The sequence below is a fragment of the Agrobacterium sp. El2ro-1b genome (assembly GCF_048298475.1).
Lineage (GTDB): Bacteria > Pseudomonadota > Alphaproteobacteria > Rhizobiales > Rhizobiaceae > Agrobacterium > Agrobacterium fabrum.
In genome coordinates this window covers 359,441-373,508 of sequence record NZ_CP103459.1, presented here as the reverse complement: position 1 = coordinate 373,508, position 14,068 = coordinate 359,441, and the positions used below count along the sequence as shown (strand labels likewise).

The following is a 14,068-nucleotide window of genomic DNA, read 5'->3' as shown; positions in this document are numbered from 1 at the left end:
GCCGTCGAGGCAATTTCGGCTTTACCTCATCGCCACGCAGCCTTGCAGGTCCATCCGCTCGGCTGGATGGAGGTTTTGAGAATGGACAAGACAATCAAGAGCGCCAAAGAGGCGCTTGCCGGCGTCGGCGATGGTGCGACGGTCATGATCGGCGGTTTCGGCGGCTCCGGCGCGCCGATCGAGCTGATCCACGCATTGATCGACAAGGGGCCGAAGAACCTGACTGTTATCAACAACAATGCCGGCAATGGCCGCATCGGCATCGCCGCCATGATTGATGCCGGCATGGTCAGGAAGATGATCTGCTCGTTCCCGCGCTCTTCCGATCCGCGCGCCTTCACTGACAGGTATCTGGCCGGCGAAATCGAGCTGGAGCTTGTGCCGCAGGGCACACTCGCCGAGCGTATCCGTGCCGGGGGTGCCGGCATTCCCGCCTTCTACACCCCAACCGGTTTCGGCACCGAGCTTGCCAATGGCAAGGTGATCGCGGAATTCGATGGCCGCTCCTATGTGCAGGAACGCTGGCTGAAGGCGGATTTCGCCATCGTCAAGGCCGAGCTTGGCGACACCTATGGCAACCTGACCTACAACAAGGCAGGGCGCAATTTTAACCCGCTGATGTGCATGGCTGCAAAGACCACCATCGCGCAGGTTTCGAAAATCGTCGCTGCCGGCGAGATCGACCCGGAGCACGTCGTAACGCCCGGTATTTTCGTCGACGGCGTCGTGGAAATACCCGATCCGCAACAGGAAGAAGTCCTCATTCGCGCCGGAGTAGCCTACGCATGACCCAGACCATCTACACCCGCGACGATATCAAGCTCTCCAACGCCCAGATCGCCTGGCGCGCGGCGCAGGACATTGAGGACGGCGCTTACGTCAACCTCGGCATCGGCTTTCCGGAAATGGTGGCGCGTTACCAGCCGCCCGGCCGTCAGGCGATCTTCCACACCGAAAACGGTATTTTGAATTTCGGCGAAGCGCCGCCGGAAGGCGAAGAGGACTGGAACCTCATCAATGCCGGCAAAAAGGCGGTGACGCTGAAGCCGGGTGCCGCCTTCTTCCACCATGCCGACAGCTTCGCCATGGTGCGCGGCGGGCATCTGGATGTGGCGATCCTCGGCGCCTATCAGGTGGCGCAGAACGGCGATCTCGCCAATTGGCGCGTCGGCTCCAAGGGCGTGCCGGCCGTCGGCGGGGCCATGGATCTGGTACATGGCGCAAAACAGGTCTTCGTCATCACCGAACATGTCACCAAGAACGGCGAACCGAAGCTGGTTGAGAAATGCGCGTTCCCACTGACCGGCGTCGGCTGCATCACCCGCATCTATACCAGCCATGCGGTGATCGACGTGGTGGACGGCCGTTTCGTGCTGCGCGAAAAACTGCCGGCGCTGACATTTGAGGAATTGCAGGCCATGACCGGCGCGCCGCTGCATGTGGATGGCGCTGTTGCCGATCTCGTCGCACCGGAACTTTGAGGAAACATCGATGACCGAAGCCTATATCTGCGATTATATCCGCACGCCGATCGGCCGCTTCGGCGGCGCGCTTTCCGCCGTCCGCGCCGACGATCTCGGCGCGGTGCCGCTGAAGGCGCTGATAGAGCGCAATCCTTCCGTCGATTGGCAGGCCGTCGAGGATGTGATCTTCGGCTGCGCCAACCAGGCGGGCGAGGACAACCGCAACGTCGCACGCATGTCCTTGCTGCTCGCCGGCCTGCCGGTTTCCGTGACCGGAACGACGATCAACCGGCTGTGCGGTTCGGGCATGGATGCCGTCATTGCCGCCGCCCGCGCCGTCAAATCGGGCGAGTCGGAACTGATGATCGCCGGCGGCGTGGAAAGCATGAGCCGTGCGCCCTTCGTTCTGCCGAAGGCCGAAAGCGCCTTTTCGCGCAATGCCGAAATCTACGATACCACCATCGGCTGGCGTTTCGTCAACCCGCTGATGAAGGCGCAATATGGCGTCGATTCCATGCCGGAAACCGGCGATAACGTCGCAATTGATTATCAGGTCTCGCGGGACGATCAGGATGCTTTCGCCGTTCGCAGCCAGCAGAAGGCGGCTGATGCTCAGGCCAATGGCCGTCTCGACAGGGAAATCGTTTCGGTGACGATCCCGCAGCGCAAGGGCGATCCGCTTGTTGTCGCCAAGGACGAACATCCGCGGGCGACCAGTCTCGAAGCGCTGGCGAAGCTGAAGCCGGTCAACAAGCGCGATGGCGCGACGGTGACGGCAGGCAATGCGTCGGGCGTCAATGATGGCGCGGCCGCCCTCATCATCGCTTCAGCGGAAGCGGCAAAGAAATATGGTCTCACCCCCATCGCCCGCATCCTCGGCGGTGCCGCCGCCGGCGTGCCGCCGCGCGTCATGGGCATCGGCCCGGCGCCGGCCTCGGCCAAGCTTTTGGCACGGCTCGGCTTGAAGCAGGAACAGCTCGATGTGATCGAGCTGAACGAGGCCTTCGCCAGCCAGGGCCTTGCCACACTGCGCCAGCTTGGCATTGCCGATGACGACGCGCGGGTGAATGCCAATGGCGGCGCGATCGCGCTCGGCCATCCGCTCGGCATGTCGGGTGCGCGCATTGCCGGCACAGCGGCGCTGGAGCTTTCGCTGAGCGGCAAACGGCTTGCGCTCGCCACCATGTGCATCGGCGTCGGGCAGGGCATCGCCGTGGCGCTGGAACGGGTGTGATATCTCGCTTCAGCTGAGGTCCGTTTTGATCCTCTCTGTGCTCGCGTTCTGGCGCGGGCATAGAACATATGTGCGCGGACAAGCTGGTGCTGGACTGGCAGCGGGATCGGCCATAGGGTTGCGAAATCCTGTGCCAAGAGGTTTCCATGCGTTTTGCCATCAACCACATTACCGCCCCGAAGCTTTCCCTCGAGCAGTTCTTCGCAACCGCCCGTGAACTCGGTCTCACCGAAGTCGAAATCCGCAACGACCTGCCTGACATCGTCGGCACGACGGATCCCGTCGCGGTAAAGGCGGCGGCCGAAAAGGCCGGCGTGACGATCATCTCGATCAACGCGCTTTATCCCTTCAACGTCTGGTCGGGCGACCTGCCTGCACGGGCCGTTGCCATGGCCGATTATGCCGCGGCGAGCGGCGCGAAAGCGCTGGTCATGTGTCCGCTCAACGACGGCACGGCGGTGTCTTTCGACGATCTGGTCACGGCGCTGAAGGCCATGAAGCCGATCCTCGAAGAACGCGGCCTGACAGGCCTTGTCGAACCGCTCGGCTTCCCGGTCTCCTCGCTGCGCACCAAGGCTGAAGCTATTAAGGCGATTGACGCAGCGGGTGGCGGCGACGTTTACAAACTGGTGCACGACACCTTCCACCACTACCTTGCGGGCGAGACGGTGTTCTTCCCGGAACGCACGGGCCTTGTTCACATTTCCGGCGTAACCGACCCCGCCGTCTCCGTCGCCGACATGCTGGACGCCCACCGCGTTCTGGTGGATGGCAACGACCGGTTGGAAAATATCGCCCAGATCAGGGCGCTGGAGGCGGCCGGTTACAAGGGGCCTTACAGTTTTGAGCCCTTTGCGACGGAAGTGCACGAGCTTAAAGATCCCGCCGCTGCCGTTAAGGACAGTAAGGATCACATTTCCCGGACGCATTATGCGCGGGTTTGAGCCGAACCGGGTAGTGTGTATGGGAGAAAAGCGGTCTCATCGGTGCCTTCGCGGCCTAAATTTCAACCTTCATGTCGAGTGGAGACGACTGCTTGTCCAACCACTTGGTTTCCGGCTTCTGTCGGCATAGCGCTCAGTCCCCTATAGCAATTCCCTCACGCCTTGGATCGGCGCTGCCGGCCAAGCCTTGCGCAGTCATCTCGATAGCCTGTAAACCGGAGTTCATCTCACCCGGCTTTACCTCGTAACCCAGTGCCTTGAGCGGCTCGACCAGATCTTCCGCGCTGGTGCCGGCCTCGATGTCGTAGGTGCCGAAGCGGTTGATGAGGTGCGGCTGGGCGACGATCGCCTCAACCGGCATGCCCCAGTCAATATAGGCGATCAGCGCCTGCGCCACGTAGCCGATGATCTGGCTGCCGCCGGGCGAGCCAATGGCGAGTAGCGGCTTGCCATCCTTCATCACGATAGTCGGCGCCATGGAGGAGCGCGGCCGTTTGCCAGGCTCGACACGGTTGGCGATCGGCAGGCCGCCGTCGTGGGTCTTGAAGGAAAAGTCCGTCAACTCGTTATTGAGCAGGAAGCCGTTCGTCATCAGACGCGAGCCGAAGCCGCTTTCGATCGTGGTCGTCATCGAGACCACGTTGCCCTCCTTGTCGACGATGACAAAATGGCTGGTAGAGGGCAATTCAAGCGCGGCATCCCGGCCGAAAAGCAGCGCGTGGTCCCATTCCGGCTCGCCGGCCTTGACGGCATCTTTCGCCAGCGCCCTTTCGCCATCGAGCAGCTTTGCCCTCTCGCCGAGATAGGTCTTGTCCAGCAGGCCCTTGATCGGTAGCGGCACAAAATCGGTATCAGCGACATAACGCTCGCGGTCGGCGAAGGCGAGGCGCTGCGCATCGCCGATAAGGCGCCAGCTTTCGACGTTTTTCGGCCCCAGGGACTTGAGATCAAAATTCTCCGCCATGCCGAGCATCTGGCCGATGGCGATGCCGCCCGACGATGGCGGCCCCATGCCGCAAACGTCAAGAGCACGATAGGTGAAGCAGACGGGCTCGCGCTCGATGACGCGATAGTTGGAAAGATCGGAGAGCGACAGCACGCCGGGATTGTCGGTCGCCTCGCGCACGGTCTTGACGACCGCCTCGGCAATTCTCCCCTTGTAAAAGGCGTCTGCGCCGCTTTTGGCAAGCGTTGCAAGCGTCTCGGCATAGGCCGGGTTCTTTAACAGGGCACCGGTCTGCAGGGCGGCCCCGGAGGTGTCAAAGAAATAGGACCGGGCCTCTGGATATTTCTTCAACCGGTCGCCCTCGGACGCGATGAGGGAGGCAAGGCGCGGCGACACTTTGAAACCCTCGGTCGCCAGCGTTTCCGCCGGCTTCAGCAGGCTTGCCCAATCCGCCTTTCCATAACGCTTGTGAGCCTCCTCCAGAAGTCGCACCGTTCCCGGCGTGCCAACGGAACGGCCGCCGACCACGGCGTCCATGAATTTAAGCGGCTGACCTTTGTCATCCAGGAAGAGCTTTGGCGTGGCGTCCATCGGCGCCGTCTCCCGGCCGTCCAACGTCGTCAGCTTGCCGCTTTTTGCGTTGTAGTAGACGAGGAAGGCACCGCCGCCCAGACCGGAACTCTGCGGTTCAACGAGGCCGAGCACCGTCTGCACAGCCACCATCGCATCGATGGCGTTACCGCCCGCGGCAATCACGTCGCGCCCCGCCTCGGCCGCTAGCGGATTGGCTGCTGCGACCATGAAGCTCCGGGACTCGACACGTCTGGCAGTCGTAACAGCTGTCGCTTTTTCGGGTGCCACCGTGTCAGACGCCTGCTGGGCTGAGGCAATCGTGGTGGAAAGCATCAAGGCGAGAAAAGCCTCACTGAGAAATCTCATTTTCATTAGCCTTATCTCCCTGAGAGGCACAAAGAGCTGATGTGAGCAGGGCATCCAACTGTTCATCCAGCTTGCATGTGGAACCTCGATCGATCAAGGCAAGATATGTCGGGCATATTTTCGGGTGCGTAATCATTCGCCTGAGCGAGGCTTTCGACATTCACTGGACAATATAGTGGACATAGTCCACTATATTGTCTCCGGCGCCTCACACGTCGGCGAAAGCGAACAAAGTTACAAAAAAACAAGGGGAACTTATGTCGCATCCAACCACGTCGGCCGACGTGGTGCTGTCCGTTCGCAATCTTACGGTGGATCTTCCACCGGGAATGGAGCGCACCCACGCGGTCAAAGATATCTCGTTCGACCTCCACGCAGGTGAAATCCTGTGCATCATCGGTGAATCCGGGTCCGGCAAATCCATCACCGCCAGCACGATTATGGGGCTTCTGTCTCCCGTCATCACCGTCAGTTCCGGCGAAATCCATTTCAAGGGAATGGACATCCTCGCTGCCAGGGAAGATAAAATTCGCCCTCTACGGGGTCAGGCGGTCTCGATCATTTTCCAGGACCCGCTTTCAGCCGTCAATCCGTTGATGACAATCGGCGACCAGATCGCCGAGGTACTGCAGGCGCATGGCTATGGCACGCCGGAAACCCGCAAGACCAAGGTGCTGGAACTGCTTGAAGAGGTGGGTCTTCCCGACCCGCCGCTGATGCGGCTGCAATATCCGTTCCGCCTGTCCGGCGGGCAGCGTCAGCGCGTCATGATCGCCATGGCGCTGGCGCTCGATCCGGATGTTCTCATTGCCGATGAGCCGACGACGGCCCTCGACGTGACCACGCAGGCGCAGATCCTTGATCTCATCCGCAAGATACAGAAGCGGAAGAACATGAGCGTCATGTTCATCACCCATGATTTTGGTGTGGTTGCCGAGATTGCGGATCGCGTCGTGGTGATGGAAAAGGGATATCTCGTGGAGCAGGGAAGGGTGGATAAGGTTCTCGTGAATCCCTCTCATCCATACACCCAGCGACTGGTTGCTGCGGTTCCGCGGATGCGCAGTGCAGAACGTCCGGTCGGTGAGGAAGCGCCCATCGTTCTCGAGGTTGAAAATCTCGAGAAGGAATATCGCAGTTCCGGCTCGTTTTTCCGCAAGGCCCGCGTCGTCAAGGCGGTCAACGGTGTCAGCTTCCAGCTCCGCAAGGGCCAGACGCTCGGCATCGTTGGCGAAAGCGGGTCGGGCAAGTCGTCGCTCGGACGTGTCCTGCTCAAATTGCTGGACGCGGATGGCGGTTCGATACGCTTCGACGGACGTGATATCGCTGCGATTGACGAAACGGCGTTTCGATCTCTACGGCCCTATATCCAGATGATCTTTCAGGATCCCTTTGCCTCGCTTAATCCGCGCCACACGATTGGCAGGATTTTGACGGTTGGCCCTGTCGCCCATGGAATGGCTGTGCATGAGGCGAGAACCAAGGCGCTTGGAATTCTGAAGCTGGTAGGGCTGGATGAGCAGGCCTATGACCGTTATCCGCATGAATTTTCCGGCGGCCAACGCCAGCGCGTCGGCATTGCGCGTGCGCTGATGTTCGATCCGGTCGTGCTCGTGGCCGATGAAGCCGTGTCTGCCCTCGACGTTTCCATACAGGCGCAGGTGCTGGAGCTTCTGGCGCGCGTTCAACGGGAAATGAAGGTGGCGATGATCTTCATTACCCATGACCTGCGCGTTGCCAGCCAGATTTGCGACGATGTTCTGGTCATGCACAAGGGAACGGTGGTCGAACAGGGCCCACCGACGCAAATCTTCCGCTCGCCGGCCCACCCTTATACCCAGAAACTCGTTGCGGCGATCCCGGGCGCGGACTGGGAGCCTGCGGCAACCGCCGTCGGCACTTAAGATCACAGTCTGACGAGCCGTACCGGTTTGTCAGACTTTCGCATTGCGCGACATGAAAGACCGATTGTACCGCCGGATCATCCTGGATATCCGGCGGCGTAACGTCTTTCCCTTTAAGTAACTGATATAAATCAAAAAAAGCTGATTCTTGAGGCAAAAACTAGTTGCGTTTGTCCACTAATTATTCTTTCATTCAGTCACGAAACTGACATACGACATGGCCGAAAACCTGCATTGCGGCACGCCGGGAACGCGTGTGCGCCCATGCTGATCCTTGACCATGCGAACGGAAACTCCATGTCCAAACAAACTGAAAATCCGCCGACATCGCCAAAAGACATCAATCTTGATGTTCTTGAAGACACGCTGAGCTTTTACATCCGCACGATCAACCTTGCCGTATCGCGTGATCTCGATGCCCGGCTGGGCGGACTGGATGTGGCGAAGGGAACCGGAAAGATCACGACCCTGCTGCTCGTTGACGACTACCCGGGTATCCGTCCTTCGGTTATCGCCCATCTGACGATGCGGGACCGTTCGGCAATGGGCAGGATCATCGACCAGATGGTGTCGCACGATCTGATCCGCCGGGAAGTGTCGCCGGAGGACAGCCGAGCCCAGGAGCTTTACATCACCGAAGCCGGCTCGGCACTGGCAACAAAAGTCCGCGAGATCGTTCCGCAGCAATCGCGCGATTTCTTCAGTTTCATTCCGGAGGACGAGCAAAAACAGGTCATCGATATTCTGCGTCGCGCCTACCGGCATATTGTGGGGCTTGCATGATGGCGCAAACGACTGGACGCGTGGCTCTCATATCAGGCGCGAACAGGGGTATCGGCGATCACGTTGCCGCTACTCTTCTCAGCGAAGGCTGGTCGGTATCGTTGGGCATGCGCAGCCCGTCGCTGCCGCAATGGGCCGTCGGTCATGAGGCACAGGTCCATCTTGTGCATTATGACGCCTTTGACGTGACTTCCGAGAAGCGCTGGGCTGATAACGCCTTGCAGCATTTCGGGCGTATCGATGCGGTCGTCGCCAATGCCGGCATCATGATACCGAAGACAGTCATCGAAGCGGATGACGACGACATCGACGCCATGCTTGCGGTCAACGTCAAGGCGCCGCGACGACTGGTAAAGGCTGCCTGGCAAGCCTTGAGCGAAAGTGGCCGTGGCCGGGTCATCATCCTCGCGTCCCTCTCCGGCAAGCGGGTAAAGTCCGCATCGGCCGGCAGCTATTCGCTTTCCAAATTCGCGGCGGTCGCACTTGCGCATGCTGTCCGGCAGGCGGGTTTCGAAAGCGGCGTGCGCGCCACCGCCGTATGCCCCGGTTTCGTCGCCACCGATATGGCGACAGCCCTGTCCGAACGGCCGGCAGATCAAATGACCCAGCCCGCCGATCTTGCCCGCATCATTGCCATGCTGCTCTCCCTGCCGAACGAGGCTTCCGTCGCCGAATTCGCCGTTAATTGCCAGCTCGAGGAGTTTTTCTGACATGCCCGGTCCTTATGTCGTTCCCGTCCATGGCGATGCGGAATTGCCGAAAGAAGTTGATGTCGTCGTGATTGGCGGCGGCATTATCGGCACCTCCACCGCGCTCGAACTTGTCGATCAGGGACTGCGTGTCGCGCTGTGCGAAAAGGGTGGGATTGGGCACGAACAGTCCAGCCGTAACTGGGGCTGGGTGCGTATTTCCCGCCGAGACCCCCGCGAAGTGCCCTTGATGGCGGAATCGCTGCGCATCTGGGCGGATCTCAATCGCCGCACGGGGCGAGAAACCGGGTTCAAGCGTTCCGGCATCGTCTTCACCTGTGCCAACGAAAAGGAATTTTCCGAGCACGAACGCTGGAACCGCAATCTGGAAGGTTACCAGATTGAAAGCCGTATGCTCAGTGCGAAGGAATTCAAGGCGAAATATCCTGACTCAAACATGGATGTCGCCGGTGCGCTCTATACCGCCGGCGATTGCCGGGCCGAGCCGCAGCGCGCTGCCCCGGCCATTGCGGAGGCTGCCCGCGACCGAGGTGCCTTCATCCTGACCGAATGTGCCGTGCGTGGCCTACAGCTTTCCGGCGGCAAGGTGTCTGGTGTCGTGACGGAGCGCGGCGAAATCGCCTGTAAGGCGGCAGTGATGGCGGGTGGGGCCTGGTCCAGCCTGTTCCTCGGCAATAATGGTCTAGACCTGCCGCAGCTCAAGGTCATGAATTCCGTGCTGCGCACCAAACCGCTGGAGGGTGGTCCGGAAGAGGCGATCTGGTCAAACGGTTTTGCAGTCCGCAAACGTCTGGACGGCGGATATACGATCGCCAATGGCTTCCAGAACATCGTCGATATCGTGCCGGCATCTTTCCGTTATGCGCTGAAGTTTCTGCCGGCTCTGCGCCATGAATGGCGCTCGCTTGACCTGCGCCTCACCGGCCGCTTTTACGATGAATGGCGCATCCCGCGCCGCTGGGCGCTCGATGAGGCCTCGCCCTTCGAATATAACCGCGTGCTCGACCCGGTTCCGGCCATGGACATGACCGACGGCGCCCTTGCCAAACTGAAGAAGGCCTTCCCGGTCTTCGAAAAGGCCGAAATTTCCCAGCGCTGGGCAGGCATGATCGATGTGACGCCCGACGCCATTCCGGTCATCGACAATATCGACGCCATTCCGGGTTTCCATGTCGCAACGGGCTTTTCCGGCCATGGCTTTGGCATCGGCCCGGCGGCGGGAAAACTCATGGCTGATATCGTCACCGGCCGTGATCCGATTGTCGATCGTCACGATTTCCGTTTCAGCCGCTTCAGCGACGGTTCGAAGATCGAGCTGGTCAGCGGCTTTTGAAATGAGAACCCCGGCGGCCTCGTGCCGCCGATCCTTTTGACGCATGAGGCAGGCAACTGCTGATGGGAGTAGTACCGCCCAGAGAGGCGGAAGCAAAAATAATCGTCGTGTTCAACCATCGGAACAAGGGGAACTAAAAATGTCCGACCAGAACAAGCCGCTTATCAATACCACTCGCCGCCAGGCACTTGGCCTTTTGGCGCTCGGCGCATCCGGCGTCGTCCTTTCCGGTCTTCCGGGTTTTTCCCGCGCCATGGCGCAGGGCAAGGACGCCAAAGGCCAGCTGACGGTCGGCTTCTCGCAGGAGCCAACCGTCTTCAACCCGCACATGCCGCATATCGAAGTCGATGAAGGTATCCATTTCAGCATCTTCGACCCGCTGTTTTATGTCGATGAGAAGGGCGCCTTCGTCGCGGCTCTTGCGGCTGAAGTGCCGACGGTCGAAAATGGCGGCATTTCCGCCGATGGTCTTAACTGGAAGGTCATGCTGCGCGACGGCGTAAAGTGGCACGATGGCAAGCCGTTCACCGCCGAAGACGTCAAGTTCACGCTCGAACTTCTGGTCGATCCGAACTTCCGTTCCTGGCGCAAGACCGGACATGAATTCGTGCGCGATCTGACGGTGGTTTCGCCAACGGAAATCACCTGGAGGATGGAGAAGCCTTTCGCGCCCTATCCCTCGATCCTTGCCTCCACCTTCATTACGCCGAAGCATCTTCTCGGCGCAGAAGCCGACCGTAATACCGCCGCCTATAACAACGCACCGGTCGGAACCGGCGCGTTCAAGTGGAAGGAGAGGGTTGCAGGCGACTACATCCTGCTCGACGCCAACACGGATTATTTCGGTGATGGCCCGCACATCGAGCGTCTGGTCTACAAATATGTGCCTGACCTCAACGTCATGTACACCCAGTTCAAGACCGGCGACATTGACGTTGTGGGTCTGCAATGGATCACGCCCGACCATTATGACGAGGCGAAGGACCTAGCCGGCAAGGTGGTCAATGTCGTGCCGGGCTCGACGATTGAATCGCTCTCATTCAACATGGAGCGACCGCAGTTCAAGGATGCGGCGGTAAGAGAAGCACTCTATGCGGCGATCGACAAACAGTCGATTATCGAGGCGCTCTATTACGGTCTGCCGACACCCACCGAAAGCTACGTTCCGCAGCAGTCTTTCTATTACAATCCCGATCTTCCCAAGCATGAATATTCCATCGAGAAAGCGAAAAAGCTGCTGGATGATGCAGGCTGGGCGCCCGGCGCCGATGGCATTCGCGCCAAGGATGGTGTGAAGCTCGCCTTCACCTGCTCCACGACAGCCGGCAATCATATCCGCGAGCAGGTTCAGCAATACATGCAGCAATCCTTCAAGGATATCGGCGTGGAGATGACCATTTCCAACCTGCCGCCGGCTGTCATGTGGGGTGACTACTGGATGCTGTCGAAGTTCGATTCGGTTATCGTCGGACTCGATTTCCTAACCGGCCCGGACCCGGACACTTCAGACTTTTTCCGCTCCACGTCAAGCGGTGCAAAAGGCGGCTCGGGCCAGAATACGTGGCAATTCGTCAACAAGGATGTCGATGATCTCCTGGCCAAGGGCGGCAGCCTCTTTGTGCCGGAGGAACGCAAGGCCGTTTACCTGAAGATCCAGGAAATCATGCGCAGGGAATTGCCGCTTTTGCCGCTGTTCCAATACGCAACGGTGCGTGGTCACAAGCAGGGCGTCGAAAACGTGACGCCAAACGTCAACACCCGCATTGATACGTGGAACGTCGCTACCTGGCGCGTGGCATAAAGCCTGCCGCGCAGGGTTTTCCGCTCAATCGACGCGATAGTGCCGGCTTTGAAACAGCCGGCACTCTGACGGCTATTCGTGGATGGTTTTGAGCCAGTTCCACGATGCGACCTGGAGCCTCATCATGCTGACCTTTCTTCTCCATCGGATATGGCAGAGCCTTGTGCTTCTGCTGCTCGTCTCGATCATCGGTTTTGCGATCCTCAATCTCGCGCCCGGTGGGCCATTGTCGCAATTTGCCCTGACGCCCGGCATGACGCGGGAGGCGCTCGACCGTATCGCCCACCAGATGGGCCTCGACCGACCCCTGCCGGTGCAATATCTCGAATGGGCCTGGCGTCTGATGCAAGGCGACTGGGGGAAATCCTATCGCGACCAGCGACCGGTTCTCGACATCATCTCAGGGCATCTGTTCGCGACGCTTCTGTTGATGGTCTCATCAACGGTCATATCCATCCTTGTTGGCACGTGGCTCGGCATCAAAGGGGCGACCAAACGGTATACGCTGTTCGATTACACCGCGACGGTCGGAGCGATGGTGGCCCTGTCTATTCCCACCTTCTGGTTCGGGCTGGTGGCCATCTATGTTTTCGCGCTCAGGCTGAAATGGCTGCCAGCCGGAAACATGTACACGATCGGCGATCAGTCCTTTTATGACTATGCAATCCACCTGATCATGCCAAGCCTGGTACTCGCCCTTGTCAACATCGCTGTCTGGAGCCGCTATATGCGCACCGCGACGCTTGATGTCATCAATCAGGACTTCGTTCGCACCGCCCGTGCCAAGGGGCTGACCCCGCGCCGGGTGCTGATGAAACACGTCGTCGGCAATGCGCTATTGCCGATGATCACCCTTGCCGGTCTCCAGCTTCCGACAATCCTCGGCGGCGCGCTTGTCACGGAGACGGTGTTTACCTGGCCCGGCATGGGCCGCCTGTTCCTCGATAGCCTCGGTTATCACGACTATCCCGTCGTGATGGGACTGCTGATGTTTTCCGCCATTCTCGTGCTGCTGGGAAGCTTGCTCGCCGACCTCCTGGTCGCTCTCGTCGATCCCCGTATCCGGCTCGGATAGGGCCGGATCGACGAAACGCCGCACCCAACCGAAGGAAAGACCATGTCCGCTGCAACACCTCATCCCTCATCGGCCGCACCGCGATTCCACTGGTGGCAGAACCGCACGCTGCGCCGTTTCGCCCGTCACAAGCTGGCCGTGCTCGGCCTCGTCATGATCACCGTCATGATTTTTGCCTGCGTGGTCGGGCCCTATCTTCTGCCCTATGATGAGCTGTTCATCGATCTGCGCGCCCGTTTCGCGCCGCCGATGACCGGCTCCCATATTTTCGGCACCGATCCGCTCGGGCGTGACATCGCCGCGCGCCTGTTCAATGCCGGCCGCATCTCGCTGCTTGTCGGCTTCTTCGCCATGGTTCTGTCGACGCTGATCGGCACCATCATCGGCGTGGTTGCCGGTTATTATGGTGGCCGTGTCGGCGCGATATTGATGCGCTTCGTCGATGCGTTTCTGTCTTTTCCCAGCATCTTCCTGCTTCTGGCCCTTGCCGCTTTCGTCAAGCCCAGCCCCTTCATGATCACGGTCATCATCGCCGTCACCAGCTGGATGGAGATTGCCCGTCTGGTTGAGGCCGAAGTACGGTCTCTGCGCGAGCGAGATTTCGTCATGGCGGCCCGCATGCTCGGCCTGCCCAATGGCTGGATCATGTTCCGGGAACTGCTGCCGAACGCCGTTGGCCCCATCATCGTCGCTGCCACGCTCACGGTTGCGCGCGCCATCCTTCTGGAAGCTTATATCAGCTTTCTCGGTTATGGCATCCAGCCGCCGCTGCCAAGCTGGGGTAATATGCTGAACGGCGCGCAGCAATATCTCGAAAAGGCGCCATGGCTCGCCATCGTGCCGGGCGTTGCCATCACCCTTGCCGTCACCAGCTTCAATTTCATCGGCGACGGGCTTCGTGATGCGCTCGATGCGCGCAGCGACCTGAACTGAGGG

12 protein-coding genes are annotated in these 14,068 nt (G+C 59.9%); 11 read left to right on the top strand and 1 reads right to left on the bottom strand.

What is annotated here, in order from left to right:
* Positions 1 to 81: 81 nt before the first annotated feature.
* The 4 genes from NYR50_RS15970 to NYR50_RS15955 all read left to right on the top strand — a co-directional run bounded on the left by NYR50_RS15970 (position 82) and on the right by NYR50_RS15955 (position 3,641).
* Positions 82 to 789, top strand: a complete 708-nt coding sequence (locus NYR50_RS15970; protein WP_418137579.1) for a 3-oxoacid CoA-transferase subunit A — start codon at positions 82 to 84, stop codon at positions 787 to 789.
* Positions 786 to 1,481, top strand: a complete 696-nt coding sequence (locus NYR50_RS15965; protein ID WP_418137578.1) for a CoA transferase subunit B — start codon at positions 786 to 788, stop codon at positions 1,479 to 1,481. The genes NYR50_RS15970 and NYR50_RS15965 overlap by 4 nt, the downstream gene beginning before the upstream one ends.
* A gap of 10 nt (positions 1,482 to 1,491) precedes the next feature.
* Complete coding sequence (gene pcaF, locus NYR50_RS15960; RefSeq protein WP_418137577.1) at positions 1,492 to 2,697, top strand: 3-oxoadipyl-CoA thiolase; 1,206 nt, start codon at positions 1,492 to 1,494, stop codon at positions 2,695 to 2,697.
* A 146-nt stretch (positions 2,698 to 2,843) separates the two neighbouring features.
* A complete protein-coding gene (locus NYR50_RS15955; RefSeq protein ID WP_418137576.1) occupies positions 2,844 to 3,641 on the top strand; it encodes a TIM barrel protein in 798 nt (265 codons plus the stop codon).
* Positions 3,642 to 3,774: 133 nt separating this feature from the next.
* Here the strand turns inward: NYR50_RS15955 and ggt are convergent, their stop codons facing one another.
* Complete coding sequence (gene ggt / locus NYR50_RS15950; RefSeq protein WP_418137575.1) at positions 3,775 to 5,532, bottom strand: gamma-glutamyltransferase; 1,758 nt, start codon at positions 5,530 to 5,532, stop codon at positions 3,775 to 3,777.
* A 251-nt stretch (positions 5,533 to 5,783) separates the two neighbouring features.
* On the opposite strand from ggt, the gene NYR50_RS15945 reads away from it, so the two are divergent.
* From NYR50_RS15945 to NYR50_RS15915, 7 genes are all read left to right on the top strand, one after another.
* The gene (locus NYR50_RS15945; RefSeq protein WP_418137574.1) at positions 5,784 to 7,430 is read left to right on the top strand and encodes an ABC transporter ATP-binding protein; all 1,647 of its coding nucleotides are present in this window, start codon (positions 5,784 to 5,786) and stop codon (positions 7,428 to 7,430) included.
* Positions 7,431 to 7,727: 297 nt separating this feature from the next.
* Positions 7,728 to 8,213: a MarR family winged helix-turn-helix transcriptional regulator gene (locus tag NYR50_RS15940; RefSeq protein ID WP_418137573.1), complete on the top strand. Its 486-nt coding sequence runs from the start codon at positions 7,728 to 7,730 to the stop codon at positions 8,211 to 8,213.
* Complete coding sequence (locus NYR50_RS15935) at positions 8,213 to 8,923, top strand: SDR family NAD(P)-dependent oxidoreductase (RefSeq protein WP_418138260.1); 711 nt, start codon at positions 8,213 to 8,215, stop codon at positions 8,921 to 8,923. Before NYR50_RS15940 ends, NYR50_RS15935 begins: the two co-directional genes overlap by 1 nt.
* Before the next feature lies 1 nt (position 8,924).
* Positions 8,925 to 10,256: an NAD(P)/FAD-dependent oxidoreductase gene (locus NYR50_RS15930; protein ID WP_418137572.1), complete on the top strand. Its 1,332-nt coding sequence runs from the start codon at positions 8,925 to 8,927 to the stop codon at positions 10,254 to 10,256.
* A gap of 139 nt (positions 10,257 to 10,395) precedes the next feature.
* On the top strand, positions 10,396 to 12,057 hold the full coding sequence (locus tag NYR50_RS15925) for a peptide ABC transporter substrate-binding protein (RefSeq protein ID WP_418137571.1): 1,662 nt from the start codon (positions 10,396 to 10,398) through the stop codon (positions 12,055 to 12,057).
* Between the two features lie 124 nt (positions 12,058 to 12,181).
* On the top strand, positions 12,182 to 13,132 hold the full coding sequence (locus NYR50_RS15920) for an ABC transporter permease (RefSeq protein ID WP_418137570.1): 951 nt from the start codon (positions 12,182 to 12,184) through the stop codon (positions 13,130 to 13,132).
* A 42-nt stretch (positions 13,133 to 13,174) separates the two neighbouring features.
* Positions 13,175 to 14,065, top strand: a complete 891-nt coding sequence (locus NYR50_RS15915; RefSeq protein WP_418137569.1) for an ABC transporter permease — start codon at positions 13,175 to 13,177, stop codon at positions 14,063 to 14,065.
* Positions 14,066 to 14,068: the final 3 nt, after the last annotated feature.

What these genes read in the sequence shown, in the direction of transcription:
- NYR50_RS15970 (WP_418137579.1), top strand. Translation starts at nt 82, where the DNA reads ATGGACAAGACAATCAAGAGCGCCAAAGAGGCGCTTGCCGGCGTCGGC.
- NYR50_RS15965 (WP_418137578.1), top strand. Translation starts at nt 786, where the DNA reads ATGACCCAGACCATCTACACCCGCGACGATATCAAGCTCTCCAACGCC.
- pcaF (WP_418137577.1), top strand. Translation starts at nt 1,492, where the DNA reads ATGACCGAAGCCTATATCTGCGATTATATCCGCACGCCGATCGGCCGC.
- NYR50_RS15955 (WP_418137576.1), top strand. Translation starts at nt 2,844, where the DNA reads ATGCGTTTTGCCATCAACCACATTACCGCCCCGAAGCTTTCCCTCGAG.
- ggt (WP_418137575.1), bottom strand. Translation starts at nt 5,532, where the DNA reads ATGAAAATGAGATTTCTCAGTGAGGCTTTTCTCGCCTTGATGCTTTCC.
- NYR50_RS15945 (WP_418137574.1), top strand. Translation starts at nt 5,784, where the DNA reads ATGTCGCATCCAACCACGTCGGCCGACGTGGTGCTGTCCGTTCGCAAT.
- NYR50_RS15940 (WP_418137573.1), top strand. Translation starts at nt 7,728, where the DNA reads ATGTCCAAACAAACTGAAAATCCGCCGACATCGCCAAAAGACATCAAT.
- NYR50_RS15935 (WP_418138260.1), top strand. Translation starts at nt 8,213, where the DNA reads ATGGCGCAAACGACTGGACGCGTGGCTCTCATATCAGGCGCGAACAGG.
- NYR50_RS15930 (WP_418137572.1), top strand. Translation starts at nt 8,925, where the DNA reads ATGCCCGGTCCTTATGTCGTTCCCGTCCATGGCGATGCGGAATTGCCG.
- NYR50_RS15925 (WP_418137571.1), top strand. Translation starts at nt 10,396, where the DNA reads ATGTCCGACCAGAACAAGCCGCTTATCAATACCACTCGCCGCCAGGCA.
- NYR50_RS15920 (WP_418137570.1), top strand. Translation starts at nt 12,182, where the DNA reads ATGCTGACCTTTCTTCTCCATCGGATATGGCAGAGCCTTGTGCTTCTG.
- NYR50_RS15915 (WP_418137569.1), top strand. Translation starts at nt 13,175, where the DNA reads ATGTCCGCTGCAACACCTCATCCCTCATCGGCCGCACCGCGATTCCAC.